This is a genomic window from Rhizobium sp. BK112, assembly GCF_014193215.1.
Lineage (GTDB): Bacteria > Pseudomonadota > Alphaproteobacteria > Rhizobiales > Rhizobiaceae > Rhizobium > Rhizobium anhuiense.
The window spans coordinates 742,275-760,917 of record NZ_JACHYZ010000001.1 but is presented as its reverse complement, the minus strand read 5'-3'; the positions used below and the strand labels follow the sequence as shown (position 1 = coordinate 760,917).

Here is an 18,643-nt window from a genome sequence, read left to right as displayed (position 1 = left end):
TTGAAGCAGCGCCCGGCCAAACGGCGGGCACTGCTTTCTTAGGGCGGGCAGCTTATTGCTGCTGTTGCGCTGGCGCTGCCGGCGGCGGCGTACCGATCTTTTCCAGAACCTTCTTGGCCAGGGCCGGGTCGCTCTGCGCGGCGGTCAGGATCGAGGAATATTCCTCGACGGAGATGCCGTTGGAGGCTTCGACGGTATCGACCATCTGCTTCTTGGCTTCATCCTGTAGCTTTTGCTTGGCAGCCTCGTCCTTCGTCGCGCCGATCTTGGCCGAATATTCCTGGCGGACCTTGTCGACCTGCAGATAAGCAACGGCAAAGGCCTCGATTTTCTTATCGCTGACGGGTGCGGCCGCGCCGTTGCCACCGGTCTGTCCCTGCATCGGCGCCTGGCCTTGTGCCGGCGGCTGCTGTTGCGCCTGGGCCATATCAACAGCGAATGCCGGGCTGAAAGCAAGCAGGCTGAAGACCGCAGCGGTCATCGTTGCGACGGGTGTGTAACGAGTGATCATATTCGTTCCTTTTCACGTGCATGATTTGAGCGGCAGCAGAACCGGCTCGGTCGATCGCTCAGCCGTTGGGGCTGGCGAGGTCGCGACGATGGAACCTTTAAGAGGGCACGGTGCGGCGGCAACGGGGCGATTTGCTGACGATTGAGCGGCGGCTTTGTGACCGTCGACATGTCGGCTGGTGGTCACCGCACCGTCACTTCCAACCACTTGCCGTGACCGGAGCAACCGCTACCGCGCAAACCTGCGGGCGCCGGCCACGCACAGAATGACGGCGACCGTGACGGCGAGCATGGCCCAGGTCACGGGCTCGTGCAGCAGGGTGGCAGCAAGCGCCAGGCCGAAAAACGGCTGGAGCAGCTGCAGCTGGCCGACGGCGGCAATGCCGCCCTGCGACAGGCCGCGATACCAGAAGATGAAGCCGATCAGCATGGAAAACAGCGAGACATAGGCAAGACCCAGCAGCGCCGGCGTTTCAATGCCGGAAAAGCTTGCCGGCCGATGCAAAAGCGCGACCGCGACCATCACCGGCAGCGACAGCACCAGCGCCCAGGAAATCACCTGCCAGCCGCCGAGCGTGCGCGAAAGCCTGCCGCCTTCGGCATAGCCGAGGCCGCAGACGATGATCGCCGCCAGCATCAATAGGTCACCGATCGGTGACGCAGTCAGCCCTTGCGCCAGCGCGAAGCCCGCCACCAGCGCGCTGCCCAGGATGGAAAACAGCCAGAATGCCGGCTTCGGGCGTTCTCCGCCGCGGATCACGCCGAAGATCGCCGTCGCCAGCGGCAGCAGGCCGACGAAAACGATCGAATGAGCTGATGTGACGTGCTGCAGCGCCAGCGCCGTCAGCAAGGGAAAGCCGACCACGACGCCGAGCGCGACGACAGCAAGGGAGAGGGTATCGCGCCCGCTCGGCCGTTTCTCTCTGAAAGCGATCAGCAGGCCGAGGGCGAGAATGCCGGCGATCGCCGCGCGCGCCACGGTGAGAAAGACGGGATCGAACTGCATCACCGCCACGCGCGTCGCCGGCAGCGATCCGCTGAAGATCACCACCCCGATAAAACCATTGATCCATCCCGATGCCATGCGGTCCATGATGCGCTGCACTCCTTCTTTTCCCAGCTCTTATCGGCCAACGGCGATGGTCATGACAGTAACAGTCTGATACGATTTCGTGAAACTGTAATGATGCAGAAAGCAATACAGATGAATGAAGGACGCACACGCGTAGAGATGGTCGTCGCGACGATCAGGCAACGCATTGCCGGGCGCAGCCTGACGCCGGGCGCAAGACTGCCGTCCGTCCGGGGGCTGGCGGCGACGTTGAAGCTGTCGACATCGACGGTCGTCGACGCCTATGAGCGGTTGGTCGCCGAAGGCGCGATCCTGGCAAGACCGGGTTCGGGGTTCTATGTCGCCAACCAGGCAGCCCCGTTTGCGCTTGCGCAGAGCGGACCGAAGCTCGACCGCGCCGTCGATCCGTTCTGGATATCGCGGCAATCGCTGGAGGCTGATGAAACAGACCTGAAGCCCGGCTGCGGCTGGCTGCCACCCTCCTGGCTGCCGGGGGAAGGGATGCGCCGCGGGCTGAGGACGCTTGCCCGCGCCGACGGGCCGGCCCTCGCCGACTACGGCTCGCCGCTCGGCTTGCCGCAACTGCGCCAGCTGATTTCGCGGCGCATGGGTGAACGGGGGATCGAAGCCTCCCCTGAGCAAATCATGCTGGCAGATTCCGGCACGCAGGCAATCGATCTGCTCTGCCGTTTCCTGCTGGAACCCGGCGACACGGTGCTGGTCGACGATCCCTGCTATTTCAACTTCCATGCGCTGCTGCGCGCCCATAGGGCAAAGATCGTCGGCGTCCCCTATACCCCGTCCGGTCCCGATATCGAACTGTTCGCGCAAGTCGTCGCCGAAAAGCGGCCGCGGCTCTACATCACCAACTCCGCCATCCACAATCCCACAGGCGCAACGCTTTCCCCCGTGACGGCCCACCGGCTTCTAAAACTCGCCGAGCAGTTCGATCTGACCATCATCGAGGACGATATCTTCGCCGATTTCGAATATTCGCCGGCGCCCCGCCTTGCCGCCTTCGACGGGCTCGAGCGGGTCATTCACATCGGCAGCTTCTCGAAGACCCTGTCGGCCTCGGCCCGCTGCGGTTTCGTCGTGGCAAAACCGGAATGGATCGACGGACTGACAGATCTCAAGATCGCCACCTCCTTCGGCGGCGGCCGGCTGACGGCGGAACTGGTGCTGAACGTCCTGAGCGACGGCAGCTATCGCAAACACATGGAGACGCTGAGACACCGGCTCTCTCGGGCGATGAGCGAGGTCTCGGCCAGACTGAAGGGCTTAGGGATAACGCCGTGGCTGGAGCCACAGGCCGGGATGTTCCTCTGGTGCCAGCTGCCCGAGGGCATCGATGCGGCCGATGTGGCGCGCGCTGCACTGGAAAGGAGGATCGTTTTGGCTCCCGGAAACGCATTCAGCCTGTCGCAATCGGCGACCAATTTCATGCGCTTCAACGTGTCTCAAACACTCGATGCGCGGGTGTTCGAGGTGTTGGGCGATGCACTGGCAGGACGAGGACAATGGAGGTCGGAGGCACAGGCTCAAGCGCCTTCTTCTCACTGCGTCCAGGCCCTCTCATGAGGGCGGCACCCCCAACGCTTCCGGAGTGGCATTCACCAACGCCCTCATCATTGAGGCGCGCAGCCCGCAGGGCGGAGCCTCCTGCGCAGCACCTCTGAGTGAGGCTGTCTCGGTCTCCGCCCGCAACGATCAAAACGACCGGTGAACCGCCTTGTCATTGGCAAGACGCGTCACGCAGCCTTCGAGCTTGGCGAGCAGCAGATCGAAGTCGAGCGGCTTCGTCAGATAGTCCGCCGCTCCGCCGCGTAAGCCGGCAAGCGTGTTTTCCCGGTCGGTCAGCGCCGTCAGCAGGATGAAGGGGATGTTGGAGAGCTCGGGGTGGTTGATCTGAATTTCCGCCAGTAGCTGGTGCCCATCCATGACAGGCATCGAAATGTCGCTGATGACGATGTCGGGCCATTTCGACAGGATCATTTCCAGCCCCTCGGCGCCGTTCGAAGCCTCGAGCGTCTTGTAGCCGGCTTCGCTCAACTCTTCGACGAGGAGGTTCCGGATCTCGACTTCGTCTTCTATGCACAGGACTGTAACCATGAGCTCTTCCTTAAGCTGCGACTTGTTGATCCGACAATAGGAACGCTATTGGCAGAAGAATGGTGAATGTTGTGCCCTTGCCGAGCTCGCTGCTTACCTCGACGGTGCCGCCATGCAGTTCGACGACCTGCTTGACGACGTTGAGGCCGATGCCGGTTCCGGCAATGCCCGTGGCGCTGCGGGCGCGGTAATAGGGCTGGAACAGCTTCGGCAGATCCTCCGCATCCATGCCGATGCCGCTGTCGGAGATGGCGATCTCCACCGTCTTCTCGTCAGCCCGGGCGCGGACATGAATGTCGGGCGCGTTGGGCGAATATTTGACGGCGTTCGAAATCAGGTTGGTGAAGACCTGTTCCATGGCGCTGCGGTCGAATGTCAATACATCGGGTATCGGCTGGAGATCGAGATGAAACACATGCGAGCGGCTGAGATGGCGCTGCCTGTCGCAGCAGGTGACGAGCAGGGCTTTCAGATCGCCTTCGCTGCGCTTCAGCGTGATCTGTCCGGTTTCGAGCCGGCCGCTGGCGAGAATGCTCTCCATCAGATCGACCATGCGCACCACCGCGCTGCGGATCACGCCTGCTTTTTCGTGAACGTAATCGCCACTGACGTTGGTCGTCGAGCGGCAGAGCCGCTGGGCAGCGGCGTCGATGATTGCGAGCGGTGTGCGAAACTCGTGCGAGGCCATGGCGACGAACTGGCGCTGGAGCGCATTCACCTGGCGTTCGTGCACCAGCAGGCGATCCAGTTCCTCTCTCTGCCTTTCGATCTCGGCCGTTCGATCGGCCACCATCTCTTCCAGATGGTTGCGGTGATGGGTGAGTTGCGCCTGGCTGTCCAGCAGGGTCAGCGAGGTGCGATGCAGACCTCGTCCCAGCCAGAACACGACGGTGATCAGCAGCGCCAGACAACCGAGCCCCGCCGGCGCGATCTGCTGAAGCAGCATGTATCCGGGCCGGATGGGAGGCCACACGAAATAGCCGATCGTGCCGCCGTCATGCGATGACACAGGCACTTGCGCCCGCTCGTCCTCACCTTTCGAAGACGCGAAATGCAATCCTTCGAGCAGCGCATGATGGGCGATGCTTTCGGCAGTTTTTCCATCGATGAACTTGACCGAGATGGCGATGAACTCCTGGCCCGCCTCGATCTGCATCCTGGTCGAACTCGGCAGAATGGGACGCGCGCTTGCTATCGCCGGCCTTTTGCCGATCATGATCGTCCGAACCGTGGCCAGTTGACCAATCGGTTCGGCGCCGGGCTCTGCAGCCCGCTCGACGAGAGCGGCACGCATCTCTCCGGCAAGAGCGGTCATTTCTTTGCCGTCGTCGTCATCGAGCCGCGGCGGCATCGCATCCGCGCCGTCACGGAACGCAAACATCAGGCGATTGGCATCGTCGAAGATATAGGTTCTGTCGTGCGCGAAATACTGGCTCGTCCACCGCCCGACATTGTCGAGCAGCCATTCATGGTTCCGCTGCTTGGCATAGAGGAAGGCATCGTCCCATTTGGTGACGCTTTCCTGCTCACGGGGAAGTGCTGCGATCTGCTCTTCCAGTCCCTGTCGGACGAAATCGGCCTGTCGGCGCATATAGAGATCATCGACCTTGATTGCGGCGAGCCACGCAAAACCGCACAGCAACACGGCCGCAGCACAGGTGAGCGTTACCAGGACAAACGTAATGTGGGATGTGAGTCTGACCTTCAATACCTGCAACCTTTTGATGGCGACTGCCACCGAGAAATTGACACGCAAAGGTTGACGGACCGTGAATTATGCGCTCCCGTGCAGGTCCACAACTTGTCTCCTATAGGCATTTCACAATCTCCGAAGGAGAAGCGTATGGATGCTCCCGCATCGCCGGAAACGTCGGATATCAGGATCGAACCGATCGCTGCCGCCCACATCGATAGTTTTCATCACGCACTCGACCTGGTCGCGCGGGAGAAAAGATACCTGTCTATGCTGGAAGCGACTCCTCTGCCGCAGACGCGGGAGTTCGTGATCGGCATGATTGCAAAAGGCAATCCTCAATTCGTTGCCACCGCTCAAACCCAAGTCATCGGTTGGTGCGACATCAGCCGTCATTTTTTCCCGTCGCATGCCCATCGTGGAAACCTGGGAATGGGTATCCTTCCTGCCTATCGGGGCAAGGGTCTGGGACGAAGGCTTATCGAGACGACATTGAGCGCCGCACAGAAAAGCGGTTTTGCCAGGGTTGAACTCGATGTTTACGAGGACAATGCCCGTGCGATCGCTCTCTACGAAAAGGTCGGATTTGCCCGCGAAGGCATCGTCCGACGGGCGGCACGCATCGACGGCCGGTTCATCGATGCGATCAGCATGGCGCTTTTGTTCGACGAGCGCGGCTTCTCATAGATCCTGGTATCGCGTCGATTTTTGAACGGGGCGAGTCCGGCTGATCATCATTTCGGCCTGAACTTGGAACAAATGCCCTTGCACGCAATGAGCCCAGCCATCCCCTATCGGGCGAAAGCCTCGAACGGATTGTCGTGAGTCAGGCGCATCAGCGTCCCGTCGTCTATGCCGCGCCGTTTCAACTCGGGCAGCAAGACCGTGGAAAGATGGGTGTACGGCTTGGGTGTCCCGCCCATCGGCAGTGCCGGATCGAACCAGCCCCGGTCATGGCTCAACAACAGGCGGTCGCCGCAGCCGGCCTCCAGCGCCTTGATGACCAGATCCGCCACCTCGTTATCTTCGGCCCGGCCGACATGGTCATACTCGATCCAGGCGCCTCGCTCGGCCACGGCGACGTTATAGGCGAAGTCCTTTTCTTCCTGCGTATGGATCGAGATGAATCTGTCGGCCCTGTAGCCCTCCGCCTCGATGACATCGAGTTGATCCATGACGACCCGTCCCCTGATCGTATGACTGCCGATGACGGCGTCTGTCTGCGCCGCGGCGCGCGCGGCCGCCCGCAGGATTTTTGTCTCGAGCGCCGTCATGCCGTCATCGCCGGCACTGAGCTTGATCCAGCCTGCCTGGAACCCGGTCTCGTCGATCTGCTCTGTCAGCTCGCGAAGCATCCATACCTCCAGTTCCTTCTCGGAAGCATGGCGGACCCATTCGGGAATCCAGGGTTCACGGTAATTGCCGGTGGGAACGACAATCGGAAAATCCGTCGCGAGCGACACGGCAAGATCGATATCCGCACGGCGTCCGACGCCGCCCGTCGAGCATTCGACCAGTGCCGTCACCCCGAGTTTCTTGATCCGTTCGATTTCGGGGGCCATCAGCCGAACGACGTCTTCAATGTCTGCTTCGGCATAACCGGGCTGGTCCGGCGTCCTGAGGTCGACGAAGACGTGCTCGTGCGGGAGGATCATCCCAAGTTCGGATTTGCTCTTAGGCCCAAGTGTCGTGCGCAGATATTTCAAAGTCTCTCCCCGCGGTCATGCCGCTTGCGTCGAGCCCTCGACCGCCCCCGAAGCTTCGACACTGCCGCGAAAGTAGATCGTCCCATGACGAAATCAATCGCTCACTCGACCGAAATTCTTCCGGGCTTCACGCCGGCCGGCGCACCGCGCGGATCTTGCCACTGCCGCCTCCGCCACAGAAGAAGCGGTCGGCACCGTCGGATTCGAGGCCGGAGACGCCGGTGCCTTCGGGCATGTCGAGCCGTTCCAGCACCTCTCCCGTTTCCGGGTCGATGCGCCTGACGTCGCTGTCGTCGCCCTCCCAGGTGCCGTGCCAGAGCTGGCCGTCGACCCAGGTGACGCCTGTCACGACGCGGTTGGATTCGATGGTGCGGAGGATCTTGCCGGTCTCGGGATCGATCTGGTGGATCCTGCGGCCGCGATGCTGGCCGACCCAGAGCGTGCCCTCGGCCCAGGCAAGGCCGGAATCGCCGCCATTGCCAGGCGCCGGGATGGTGGCGAGGATACGGCCAGTCTTCGGCTCGATCTTGTGAATGACATCCTCGGCGATCTGATAGAGGAACTCGCCGTCGAAGGCCGTCCCGGCATGGGATGCAACCTCGATCGAGCGCACCACCTCGCCGCTTTCGGGATCGAGCGCGTTCAGGCGGTCGCCCGAGGCAAACCAGACGTGCTCGCCGTCGAAGGTGACGCCATTGACGCGCTCAGCGCCGGGAAAAGGTCCATATTCACGCAGGATATTCGCAGCCGATTTCTTCATCTCTTCCATCCCTATGGTTCGGGCATCACAATCAGTCAGCCCACACTAATCGCTGGGCAGCGGTCCGGGGAGTAACAAGATCGTCGGGAAACCCGGCAGCGGCGGGCTCATCCAGCGCCGCGCCCGCCCGCGCCCCAGCGATTGCACCTTGCCTTCGCCCGCAAGGGAATCCAGCGCCCGCTGCACGGTGCGGGGGCTGGCGGCGAGCGCGATCGCCAAGGCCGAGCTCGACCACGCCTCGCCATCGGAGAGGAATGCGAGCACTGCCCCATGCTGACCTTCGACGAGCGGCGCCAGCACCGCGATATCCCGGGCGCCACGCGGCGAAAGCGCAAAGCCGCGCTTCGTCGCTGACACCTCCGCCAGTCCTCGCAGTTCGGCCCGCAGCCGGCCAATCTCGACCCGCAGCCTGGCGCGATGCGATTCATCGGCGTGTTTGCCGCGGAAGGCGCGCGCGATGAGCGCTCCCCGTGTCACATCGCCCGGCCAGGCTTCGGCCAGCGTACGGGCAAGCGCAAACAGCACCGGCCGCGTCGCCAGCGAGACGGCGGCGCCCGCATTCCACACCACATGGCGGCAGGCATCGACGACGAGCGTGCCCGAACCGAGCAGCGCTTCCACCTCGCCGAGCAGCAGCAAGCGCTCCTGGCCGCGCGACATCAGCCGCGCCGCTGGCGTGTCGAGCACGAGGGCCGCAGTTTCGACCTCCGCCGTCAAAGCCTGAATATCGGCCGCGCGCGCCGCAACCCTTGCCCGGGCGAGCGCCGCACGCGCCGCCTGCGTCTGCAGGCGCCGGACGGCGATGCCGGCGGCCACCAGCTCGTGGGCAGTCCGCAGAGCCGGCGGCAGCGGCGTCGGATCGAGTGCTGCAAGCGCGCGTTCGGCCTCGTCGAGACGCCCGATCAACACCAGCCTGCGAATGGCGACATTGCCCGCATGCGCGGCATTGACCCTGTCGCCATGCGCTTCCAGCACTTTGCGCGCCGCTTCCAGCGCCTTCGGCGGCCAGAGAAGATCACGCGAGACGAGCGCGATCTCGGCCTCGGCAACCACGCAACGCGCCCGCGCCACCGCCTCGCGCGGGCCGAAGGCGCGCGCAGCACTCTTCAGCAGCGCCTTGGCGCGGACGAGATCGCCGAGCTGCGCCATCGCGATGCCGCGCAACGCCAGCGCCGGCGCGTCGTCACGCAGCGCCACCCGCTTCAGTGCGCCGAGCGCATCGCCCGATGCCAGCGCCTGCGCCGCGGCTGTGATCAGCGAGTCCATTCAAATCCCGTCACACTTGTCACTCCCGCCTCCTTCCGCCCGGCCGTAATCTGCTCTGGACCCGGCAACCAATCCGCGCCGGATGCTACGACGACAGACAGGCAAAGGAGAAGACCCATGACGACAGAGCTGAACGCAACACGGCAGCAATGGCTGGCGGCAAGGCTCGACCTGCTCGAAGAGGAAAAGGCGCTGACCCGGCAAAGCGACGCGCTGGCGCTCAAGCGCCAGCAATTGCCGCGTGTGAGAATCGATAAGGAATACCGCTTCGATACGGACGACGGCAACGTCTCACTGAAGGACCTCTTCGGCGGCCGCTCGCAGCTTCTCGTCTATCACTTCATGTTCGGGCCCGATTATAGCGCGGGATGCCCCTCCTGCTCCTCGATCGCCGACGGTTTCAACGGCTTCTTCGTCCACCTCGAAAACCACGACCTCGCCTTCTGGGCGGTTTCGCGTGCGCGACTGCCCAAACTTCAGGCCTTCAAGCAACGCATGGACTGGAGTTTTCCCTGGGCCTCCTCCTTCGGCAGCGATTTCAACGGCGATTTCAGCGTCTGGTTCTCTGCCGAGCAGCAGCACCAGGGCGGCATAGAATACAACTACCGCCGCGAGTTCCCCGCTCCCGAACCGCTCGCCGGCAAGACCGTGCAAGAATGGCAGTCGCCCGGCAGCGAGGGCCCGGTCGCGCAGATTGCCGCCATGACCGGCACCGATGTCGCGACCTACACCCGCGACCGGCCGGGTGTCAGCGCCTTCGAACTCATCGATGGCACGGTCTACCACAGCTATTCCAGCTATGCCCGCGGGCTGGATGGGCTCTGGGGCATGTACCAATGGCTCGACCGCGCGCCCAAGGGCCGCAACGAAACCGGCATCTGGTGGCGCCATCACGACCGCTACGGCAAGGAGTGACTGCGATGCTGCTTTCCACCCCCACCCCGGAGAGAGGCGACGGCAACGCCGAATGGCTCTCGCTGGCCGCCGCCGCAGTCGGATCAACTGATAAGCCGAGCAGCAGTGTGGCTAGCGCCGGCGGCCGGCTCGCCGCCCACGCCGCCGACTGGCTGGCATTCGCCGCCGCCCCAACATTCGCGATCATGGCGCTGCTGACGGCAGCAACCGGCAGCACCGACATGATGTGTATGACAACGCCTGATGCCTTCCCGATCGGGGGAATGGTGCCGATGTACCTGCTGATGGGCGGTTTCCATCTAGCGCCCTGGCTGCGGCTCTTCGCCGGCCGGCAGGGCCGGAAGTGAGGATTCTGCCGCACCCCATCTCTCTTCTCGCCGCTGGGAAAAGAGAGATGGGGTAGCGCCCTCGTCAAACTTCTGCTGACGGAGCGCGGCGGAGCGAAAGGCTTCCTCGCTCCGCGCGGCTCCCATTCCGCCGTCTCCAGCTTTACACCCTTACCGACGCGCCCAAGTTCATGCCCTCACCTCGATAAAGTCGATCGGCCCGCCGGCAACCTCGTCGTCGAAGACCGCGCAGGAAAGCTTGCCGCCGAAGACACAGCCGCTGTCGATGTTGGTGCGGTTTCCTGTCGTCACCGGGTTGGACAGTGACGGCGTATGGCCGTGGACCAGGTGCTTGCCCCAATAGTCGCTGGATTCACCGGGAGGGAACCGCAACCACAGAAGATCGTCCTCGCTCTGCCGTTCCAGCGGAAACGCCGGATCGACGCCGGCATGGACGAAGATGCGATGCCGGTCGACATGCATGAGCGGACGATCAGCCGCCCATTGCAGATGCTGGGGCGGAACTCTGCCGCCATAGGATATTTCGGTCTCGAGCCCGCCATTGCCGAGCCATACGGCTCGGCTGCCGCTGTCGGCATAGGCAGCGACCATCATGTCCTCATGATTGCCTTTCAGGCATATCCATCGCCATGGGTCGGCCGTGCCGGCAATGATGCGGTCGAGGACGTTTTTGCTGTCAAACCCGCGATCGATATAGTCGCCAAGGAAGACGACTGTCCCTTCAGGCGCATAGGTTTCGACCCGATCGATCATCCTGTTCAGCGGATCGATGCAGCCATGGATATCGCCTATGGCGAATGTGTAGCGCATGTCGCATTCTTAACGCCTGTCGAGAGCCAGGTGAAGTCCGCACCACCGATGCCGACAGAAAATCCGACTCCCTCTCAGCCGCTTACCGCAATTCCTTCTGCTTCCGCTTGAAGAAAGCGGCCGGCGAGATCGGTCATGCAGCACGCGTCCAGCCCGGCTGGCGCGAAAGCGTCATCAGAGCGGCGGACGATTGCGGCTTACCGAAGAAGTAGCCCTGGCCCTCCTCACAGCCCATCTGCGCCAGCATCTGCCATTCCGTCTCGGTCTCTATCCCCTCTGCCACGACCTTGAGCCCCAGCCCGTGGGCAAGCGAGCCGACCGTCGCGACGATCGCCAGGATCTTGGGATCGTCCGCGATCTTCCTGACGAAGGACTGGTCGATCTTGAGCTTGTCGAGGGGAAAGCCGGCCATATAGCTCAGCGACGAATAGCCGGTTCCGAAATCGTCGAGCGCGACGGCAATGCCGAGCGCTCTGAGCTCCGAGATGACCGACATGATCTGCTCGCTGCCGTCGACAAAGGCGGATTCGGTAATTTCGAGATGCAGGCGCGAGGCCGCCAGGCCGCTTGTCGCCAATGCAGCCTTGACCTCTGCAACCAGCTCCGGCCGGGAAAACTGGATCGGCGATACGTTGACGGCGAGATTGAGTCGATCCGGCCATTCGGTCGCCGCCCGGCATGCTTCGGCAAGCGCCCAGCAGCCGAGATCGCAGATGAAACCGCTGGCTTCGGCGACCGGAATGAAATCTGCCGGCGAAACCAGCCCGAACTCCGGATGCTTCCACCGCAAAAGGGCCTCAGCACCGACCAGTTTGCCCGTCTTGAGGTCCACCTGCGGCTGATACAACAGGAAGAATTCGCGACGATCGAGAGCAGCGCGCATCTGCCGCTCGAGCAATCGCGATTGATGCTGCCGCAGGGCGGTCACCGGATCATGAGCGCGCCATCCGCTGCCAGCCACCCGCTTGGCGTCGTCGAGCGCAATCTCGGCATTCTGAATCCAAATGTCGGCGTCACCGTTGCGCGCCTCGCTGGTGCAGATCCCGAGCCGGGCGGCGACATGGATCATCGAACCGCCAAGCGCGAACGGCTCTCTGAAAAGATCAAGGATGAGCTGCGCGCACCGCTCCTGACCGCACTCCTCGGACGCCGGGATGACGGCCGTGAAGACATCGCCCCCCAACCGCCCGACGAGGCTGATTGCACCCTCCGCCTCCATCCGCACGGCGACGGCCCTCAAAAGCTCATCCCCGACATCCCGTCCCATCGCCGTATTCAGGACGGAGAAACGGTGTAGCCCCAGCGCGATCACATGGCATTCACCCTCGAGCCGATCGAGGCGACGGCGGAATTCGCGCCTGTTCATCAGACCGGTCAACTCGTCGAATTCGGACAGGCGCTGAAGTTTGTCTTCGTACCGCCGGCGGGCCGTCATGTCCCTGACGATCAGGCTGCCGATGAAGGATTTCGCGGCGACGATGCCGGATTCGCCAGGCCGTTCGACAGGCGAAATGGTGATCGCTGCCTCGAGATGCTTTGTCCCTCTCTCGGTTTGAAGCGAAAAACGCGCGTTGCAGGCGTGGATCGTGCCCGGCTGCGCCATATAATCCGAAGCAAGCTTGATGATGCGATGAACGAGAGGGGGCGGGATCATCGCATCAAGCGTTCTGCGCCTGTCCGCCTGTGGCTCCAAAGCCAGCATCGCCGCAGCCGAGGCGCTTTCGTTCAGAATGCGGAACTGATCGTCGAAGGCGATGACGGCGTCGGCGCTGTCAGCCACGATCCTCTCGAGCAGCCGGCGCGTGTTGCGCTGCTCGGCCTTGGCAAGCTCGACCAGAAACCGGCCGAAATCGACCTTCTCGTTCAACAACAGCACGAGACCGGCAAGAAGAATGATCCACGGCCGCACCGTGTGAAGGATGAGAGCGTGATCCTTCTGGAGAAAGAAGGCCGTCACTTCACCGGCGGCGGCAATGGCAAGAGCAAACGCGACGGCATGGGCTGCGGACCGGCTGCGCATGCCAAGGGCGAGCGCAATAATGGCTGCGGCAAAGAGAAGCTCCAGCGGCATCTGGTCGATGTCCTCGAGCAGCCGCTTCTGCAGGATCGTTTCGGAAGCGAGAATATGCAGCATTGCGCCGGGCAGTGCGCCATAGACCGGGACGGGGAAGATATCCTTCAGCTCGGTCGCATAGGCGCCGACAACCACCGAACGCCCTTCCAGATCGGGCCTGCCGACCTTCCCGGCAAGAACATCCGACAGCGAGAATGTCGGGACGCTCGCCGGGGCGATCGAATAGTCGATCGGATAGGAGCCTGCCGCCCTGTCGAATTTCGCCAGCACTGCGGCAACGCTTTGCGTCGGCTGATTGTCGAGAGTATCGCCAAGTGCGAACCGCCTGACCGTGCCGTCGCCGTCGAGGCCGACATTGGCGAGGGAAAGCCAGGCATTGTCGGCGAGATCCGGAATCGGCCGCGTCACCACCGTCTGCGATCCGGCCTCGGCGCCGAGATATTGCTTGAAGACCGGCAGGATCACGCCGCCTCCGGCTTCAGTCAGAGCCTTGGCCAGCCGGTCATCCTCGGCAGAGTTCGACGGCGTGCTGAAATCGACGTCGATAAAGATGTCGCCTGCGCCTACCGCAATCAGCTTGTCAATGAGCTCGGCATAGAGGCTGCGGGGCCACGGCCAGGTGCCGACCGCATCGATGCTGCGCTTATCGATCGCGACATAAACAATATTTCCGGACGCCGCCCGTGGTGCCGCGCTGAAGCGCCAGCTCACCAGGGCATTGTCGAGATAATTCACAAAGGGCAGGACTTGCCCCGAGAGCGGCAGGCCGATCATCATCAGGATGAATAACAGCCTGACTGGGCGCAAGCGCGACAGCCGAAAGCCACGACCGCCCTTCATCAACGATGGAAACCTCTCACACCGGCCGACGGGGAAACTTCAGTCGTCATCGTTTCCCTTGCCTTTGTTCTTGTCCTTTTTGTCGCTTTTGTCTTTCTTATCTTTCTTGTCCTTATCCTTGCCGCTCCCGATTCCATTGTTGTCGCCGTTGTCGCTGTCATTCCCGACAGCGTTTCCTTGGCCGTCATCGTTGCCGGCTGCATTCTCATTGCCATTGCTGGAGCCATTATCGGCGCCGTAGCGATTGCCATTGCGGCCTTCATTGCCGAAGGAGTGGGAAGCGCTATCTCGGTCGCCAGAGCCGGCGCTATTGGAAACGGATGAAGATGCGCCAGATGCCTTCGAACTCTCTGTCTCCGCCTGCCCGTTGAGGGTCGTCGCGCCGACGGCAGGCACTCGCGCCACCGACGGGGAGACCGCGGTCACCACAGGCGTCGAAACGTCGCCGGAAACCGTCATCCCTTTCACACCGTCGACGGATGCGCCCTGCCCCGGCCCGACATTCGCCCTTTGACCGCTCGCAAACGATGTCACCTGCACCAGGCCGCGGTTGACCGTAACCTCAGCCGCGGATTTCGAGACGGAAACGCGGAAATTCGTCCCCTTCACAACGGCCGCCAGGAAAGGCGTCTGGACTGTTGTATGCGGCTTGCTGCGTTTCTCGATCTCCAGATCGAGCACACCCGCCTGCTCGACGACCTCCGTCTTCCTCTCGCCAAAGCCCGATGTGAAGATGCCGGCGACGGTGTTGGGTTGAAACGAAATGCTTTCGACGCCGCGCACCAGCTGAACGCGTCCCCTCGGCCCGGTCGCGATCCAGGCGGTGTTGGGGATGATGTCTCCCGCTCGAACCGCTACCCAGTTCCGCTTGTCGACGGTGAAATTCACCTGCTGGCTGGCCTTGGCCACTTGCCAGTCACCCTCAGCGGCATTCGCGGACACTATCGAAAAAAAGAAAAGCACCAGAAAAAACGAAAAAGCGCGAAACATATAATCTCCCAAATACCAACTGATAAAACCACTATCTCCTTAATTTCATTTGAATGATTCCAGAAAAACTCTCGCGAATCCGGCGATTCCCGACCTTTGCCGGCGAAGTGCGGGCGCTCTATCAAGACGATGCCAGCCTGCGCGTGCCATCGCAGGTGTTCAACGCCGTGCACACGCAGCTGGAGGATGTCGGCGCGGTGTGAAAGCCTGTGGAGATTCAATGGAAATTTTAGCACACGAGCATCTCCTCTCCCCCATTCCTGTGCTCGCCACAGGAATGACGGAGGAAAGGGCACGCGACACTCTCCAGAGATAGCGGAAGATAGCGCGTCAAATGCCGGATAAGTGATACGCCACATCCCCCCGCTTCCGATTGTCTTCCGGCCCGAAACTATGCCATGACCCATCCACCATGAGATGCAACGGAAAAGGCGGCATGAAGAAGATCGGTTTCCTCTCGTTCGGGCACTGGACGCCCTCGCCCCAATCGCAGACGCGCTCGGCAGGCGACGCGCTGCTGCAGTCGATCGATCTTGCCGTAGCGGCCGAAGAGCTCGGGGCGGACGGGGCGTATTTTCGCGTGCATCATTTCGCCCGCCAGCTGGCCGCGCCCTTCCCGCTGCTATCGGCCGTCGGCGCCAGAACCAACCGGATCGAGATTGGCACCGCCGTCATCGACATGCGCTACGAGAACCCGCTCTATATGGCCGAAGATGCCGGTGCGGCCGACCTCATTGCCGGCGGCCGTCTGCAGCTCGGCATCAGCCGCGGTTCGCCCGAGCAGGTGATCGATGGCTGGCGCCATTTCGGCTATGCCCCGCCGGAAGGCCAGAGCGAGGCCGACATGGCCCGGCACCATGCCGAAGTCTTCCTCGAAGTGCTGCGCGGCGAAGGTTTTGCCAAACCGAATCCGCGGCCGATGTTTCCGAACCCGCCCGGCCAGCTGCGCCTCGAGCCGCATTCCGAGGGCCTGCGCGAACGCATCTGGTGGGGCGCGAGTTCCAACGCCACTGCCGTCTGGGCAGCCAAGCTCGGCATGAACCTGCAGAGCTCGACGCTGAAGGACGACGAAACGGGAGAGCCGTTCCACGTCCAGCAGGCCGACCAGATCCGCGCCTATCGCGCGGCCTGGAAAGAAGCCGGCCACACACGCCAGCCGCGCGTCTCGGTCAGCCGCAGCATCTTCGCGCTGGTCGATGACCGCGACCGCGCCTATTTCGGCTACGGCAACGACGAGGGTGACAAGATCGGCTTCATCGACGAGAAGACCCGGGCGATCTTCGGCCGCAGCTATGCTGCCGAGCCTGACGCCCTGATCAAGCAGCTCGCCGAGGACGAGGCAATCGCCGAAGCCGACACGCTGCTGCTGACCGTCCCCAACCAGCTCGGCGTCGCCTACAACACCCATGTCATCGAAGCGATCCTCACCCATGTTGCCCCGGCGCTCGGCTGGCGCTGACGTTCAAACCCGCCTGTATCTCGTGCGGAATTCACGAGGACTGCAGCCCTCGCGTTCGTGAAAGACACGCGAAAAATAAAACGGGTCATCCAGGCCGATCATGGCAGCAACCGTTTCGATCTTCTCGTCGGTAGTTGCCAGTAGCTGTTTGGCGTGATCCATGCGCGCCCGAAGCTGAAATGCCTTGGGAGGCAGCCCCGTCTCGAGCGTGAACCGCCGGCGCAGGGTGGCCGGCGAGATGCCGTGCTCGGCGGCGAAGGCAGCGAGATCCAACGGCTGCATCGCTCGCTGCCGCAGCGTTTCCACGATTGCGGCCATGTCGGGCCTTTCCTGTCGTCGATCGCCCGCGACACTTGCCGCCTGTCTGGCGGCTGAGATGACGATGCGATGCAGCATCACTGCCGCCGACGCCTGTCCGAGGTTGGTATCGTCAAGCAGATCGGTATGAAGCTTGGCGAAGAGCCGCGCGACGTCATCGAGATGATGCAAGGCGACGACCGGGTGCCGCTCGGCGATGAGCCTCAGCCGCACGAAGTCCCGCGTGAAGGACCCTTCGAAAAGCGCCCAGCGCTCGTCCCAGCCTGCTTCATCGGGGCCATAGGAATGGGCGCGGTTGGGAAACAGCCAGAAGAGGGCCGGTCCCGCCAAGCTCAAGCGGCCGCTGGCGGCGGTTTCCAGCCAGCCCTGCCCGCGCTCCACCAGCACGACGGCGAAACTCGGCAGTTTCCGATCCCTCACCGCATGATGGGCATGCTGCCGGCCACTGCCGGTGACCGCAAGTCCGCCGGCCGCGCCGAGCGGTGACCGATAGATGGCCTCGACGTCTTTCATGGTGAGCGAAAAGTCCAGCTATGATTTTCCTCTATGTCGGTTGTCCCAACAGATCAGCTAACGAATGGCGAGCCAACTCAAGCGATGGAAGGCTGAAATGTCAATTACCGCCAAAACGATGCAAGCCCGAAAGCCGGAATTTCCCCTTGCCGCCCACGGCAAGACCTTGCCTGCGGAGCGGACGGGCTGGCTCGCGCCGACCGATCCCGCCATCGGCGTCGACGCCATCCGCCGCCGCTACCAGGACGATGGTTATGTCTGGCTGAAACGCCTTCTGCCGCGGACCGATGTTCTCGATTTTCGCCGCTGGGTCTTCGAACGCCTTGCCGAAACCGGGCTGGTCGAGCCCGGCAGCGATTTTTCGCTGGGCATCGCGTCTGCCGCCGGCTTCGACAGGAGCCTGGCGGACCGGCGCTTGATGTCGCTGGTCCGCTCTGCCGCCTATGAAGGCTTCTGCGCGCAGCCGCCGCTTGCCCGTTTCATGGACGATTTCCTGCAGGGCATCTCTTATCTGCACAAGCGCAAGATCATGCGTTTCGTTCAGCCGGGATCGCCAACGGCCACACCGGCTCACTATGATCTCGTCTATCTCCGCGGCGGCACCAGACGCCTGGTGACGGCCTGGATTCCGATCGGCGATATCCCCGCCGAGATGGGGGGGCTGGTCTACCTCGAGCGCTCGCACGCGGTTGGTGTCAGGATGGAGGCCGAGTTCCAGGCCGCAAGCGGCGATCTTTCTCCGGAAGAGCGGATCAGCGCCTATAACCGCCACATGGCCGAAGGCGGCTGGGTCTCGAAGGATCTCCCTGATATGGCGGAGCGCTTCGATACTCGCTGGCTCGCCGCCGATTATGAGGCCGGTGATGTGGTGCTCCACTCGCCCTACATGATCCATGCCTCGACCACCAACCAGGACTGCAGCCGACGGCTGCGCCTCTCCACCGACATAAGATATCAGAATGTCGACGACGAGATCGACGTCCGATGGAACAACCATTGGAGTCTCGGCGACATGCTGTAGCGCGGTTCGACGGCCTCATTGGGCACAGCCCCGGCTCTGCCGGCGCATCATCCGGTATAGGCGACGGCGCTGCTGCGGAAAGGCGAGGCCAAAAACGCCCGTCAGCGTGGTCGCGGCGGCCGTTGTTGACCGGCAATCCGGTGTGATGGCCGCTATGGCAGGTTGATTGACGAACGGACGTCGACACAGAAGCGAAGCGCCCGGACCTTACTGCCGCGTCGGACGTTGATGCTGCGA

The 18,643-nt window shown here is 62.7% G+C and carries 18 protein-coding genes; 7 read left to right on the top strand and 11 right to left on the bottom strand.

What is annotated here, in order from left to right:
- Positions 1 to 52 precede the first annotated feature (52 nt).
- Positions 53 to 511, bottom strand: a complete 459-nt coding sequence (locus FHT75_RS03625) for a DUF4168 domain-containing protein (protein WP_063475193.1) — start codon at positions 509 to 511, stop codon at positions 53 to 55.
- A 228-nt stretch (positions 512 to 739) separates the two neighbouring features.
- Positions 740 to 1,603 carry a DMT family transporter gene (locus FHT75_RS03620; protein ID WP_028758216.1) on the bottom strand — a complete coding sequence of 288 codons (864 nt, stop codon included), beginning with the start codon at positions 1,601 to 1,603 and terminating at the stop codon, positions 740 to 742.
- Positions 1,604 to 1,693: 90 nt separating this feature from the next.
- On the opposite strand from FHT75_RS03620, the gene FHT75_RS03615 reads away from it, so the two are divergent.
- Positions 1,694 to 3,163: a PLP-dependent aminotransferase family protein gene (locus FHT75_RS03615; protein WP_245294582.1), complete on the top strand. Its 1,470-nt coding sequence runs from the start codon at positions 1,694 to 1,696 to the stop codon at positions 3,161 to 3,163.
- A gap of 129 nt (positions 3,164 to 3,292) precedes the next feature.
- Here the strand turns inward: FHT75_RS03615 and FHT75_RS03610 are convergent, their stop codons facing one another.
- On the bottom strand, positions 3,293 to 3,694 hold the full coding sequence (locus FHT75_RS03610; RefSeq protein ID WP_003560657.1) for a PleD family two-component system response regulator: 402 nt from the start codon (positions 3,692 to 3,694) through the stop codon (positions 3,293 to 3,295).
- A 10-nt stretch (positions 3,695 to 3,704) separates the two neighbouring features.
- Positions 3,705 to 5,450: a sensor histidine kinase gene (locus FHT75_RS03605; RefSeq protein ID WP_183844634.1), complete on the bottom strand. Its 1,746-nt coding sequence runs from the start codon at positions 5,448 to 5,450 to the stop codon at positions 3,705 to 3,707.
- Positions 5,451 to 5,537: 87 nt separating this feature from the next.
- Here FHT75_RS03605 and FHT75_RS03600 point away from each other — a divergent pair, with 87 nt between their 5' ends.
- Positions 5,538 to 6,074, top strand: coding sequence for a GNAT family N-acetyltransferase (locus FHT75_RS03600; protein WP_063475195.1), 537 nt, complete (start codon positions 5,538 to 5,540; stop codon positions 6,072 to 6,074).
- Positions 6,075 to 6,178: 104 nt separating this feature from the next.
- Here the strand turns inward: FHT75_RS03600 and FHT75_RS03595 are convergent, their stop codons facing one another.
- From FHT75_RS03595 to FHT75_RS03585, 3 genes are all read right to left on the bottom strand, one after another.
- On the bottom strand, positions 6,179 to 7,093 hold the full coding sequence (locus tag FHT75_RS03595) for a phosphotriesterase (protein WP_063475196.1): 915 nt from the start codon (positions 7,091 to 7,093) through the stop codon (positions 6,179 to 6,181).
- A 127-nt stretch (positions 7,094 to 7,220) separates the two neighbouring features.
- Positions 7,221 to 7,853 carry a PQQ-binding-like beta-propeller repeat protein gene (locus FHT75_RS03590; RefSeq protein WP_028758212.1) on the bottom strand — a complete coding sequence of 211 codons (633 nt, stop codon included), beginning with the start codon at positions 7,851 to 7,853 and terminating at the stop codon, positions 7,221 to 7,223.
- Between the two features lie 45 nt (positions 7,854 to 7,898).
- Positions 7,899 to 9,119 (bottom strand): helix-turn-helix domain-containing protein, encoded by a 1,221-nt coding sequence (locus tag FHT75_RS03585; protein ID WP_097622366.1) that lies wholly within the window; start codon positions 9,117 to 9,119, stop codon positions 7,899 to 7,901.
- A 117-nt stretch (positions 9,120 to 9,236) separates the two neighbouring features.
- Between FHT75_RS03585 and FHT75_RS03580 the strand changes: the two genes are divergently transcribed.
- Both FHT75_RS03580 and FHT75_RS03575 read left to right on the top strand, forming a co-directional pair.
- Positions 9,237 to 10,034, top strand: a complete 798-nt coding sequence (locus tag FHT75_RS03580; RefSeq protein WP_063473333.1) for a DUF899 domain-containing protein — start codon at positions 9,237 to 9,239, stop codon at positions 10,032 to 10,034.
- 5 nt (positions 10,035 to 10,039) lie between these two features.
- Entirely contained in the window at positions 10,040 to 10,381 is a 342-nt protein-coding gene (locus FHT75_RS03575; RefSeq protein ID WP_063473334.1) for a hypothetical protein, read from the top strand.
- Positions 10,382 to 10,549: 168 nt separating this feature from the next.
- Here FHT75_RS03575 and FHT75_RS03570 read toward each other — a convergent pair whose 3' ends face one another.
- The 3 genes from FHT75_RS03570 to FHT75_RS03560 form a co-directional block, all read right to left on the bottom strand.
- Entirely contained in the window at positions 10,550 to 11,191 is a 642-nt protein-coding gene (locus FHT75_RS03570) for a metallophosphoesterase family protein (RefSeq protein ID WP_063473335.1), read from the bottom strand.
- A gap of 133 nt (positions 11,192 to 11,324) precedes the next feature.
- Positions 11,325 to 14,105 carry an EAL domain-containing protein gene (locus FHT75_RS03565; RefSeq protein WP_063473336.1) on the bottom strand — a complete coding sequence of 927 codons (2,781 nt, stop codon included), beginning with the start codon at positions 14,103 to 14,105 and terminating at the stop codon, positions 11,325 to 11,327.
- Between the two features lie 39 nt (positions 14,106 to 14,144).
- Positions 14,145 to 15,014, bottom strand: coding sequence for a FecR domain-containing protein (locus FHT75_RS03560; RefSeq protein ID WP_245294513.1), 870 nt, complete (start codon positions 15,012 to 15,014; stop codon positions 14,145 to 14,147).
- Between the two features lie 134 nt (positions 15,015 to 15,148).
- On the opposite strand from FHT75_RS03560, the gene FHT75_RS03555 reads away from it, so the two are divergent.
- Together FHT75_RS03555 and FHT75_RS03550 are read left to right on the top strand one after the other, a co-directional pair.
- Positions 15,149 to 15,298: a hypothetical protein gene (locus FHT75_RS03555; protein WP_245294514.1), complete on the top strand. Its 150-nt coding sequence runs from the start codon at positions 15,149 to 15,151 to the stop codon at positions 15,296 to 15,298.
- Positions 15,299 to 15,531: 233 nt separating this feature from the next.
- Positions 15,532 to 16,554 carry an LLM class flavin-dependent oxidoreductase gene (locus FHT75_RS03550; protein WP_063473338.1) on the top strand — a complete coding sequence of 341 codons (1,023 nt, stop codon included), beginning with the start codon at positions 15,532 to 15,534 and terminating at the stop codon, positions 16,552 to 16,554.
- 3 nt (positions 16,555 to 16,557) lie between these two features.
- Here FHT75_RS03550 and FHT75_RS03545 read toward each other — a convergent pair whose 3' ends face one another.
- Entirely contained in the window at positions 16,558 to 17,385 is an 828-nt protein-coding gene (locus FHT75_RS03545; RefSeq protein ID WP_047610678.1) for a helix-turn-helix transcriptional regulator, read from the bottom strand.
- Between the two features lie 97 nt (positions 17,386 to 17,482).
- On the opposite strand from FHT75_RS03545, the gene FHT75_RS03540 reads away from it, so the two are divergent.
- A complete protein-coding gene (locus FHT75_RS03540) occupies positions 17,483 to 18,406 on the top strand; it encodes a phytanoyl-CoA dioxygenase family protein (protein WP_063473339.1) in 924 nt (307 codons plus the stop codon).
- The last annotated feature ends 237 nt before the right edge of the window (positions 18,407 to 18,643 follow it).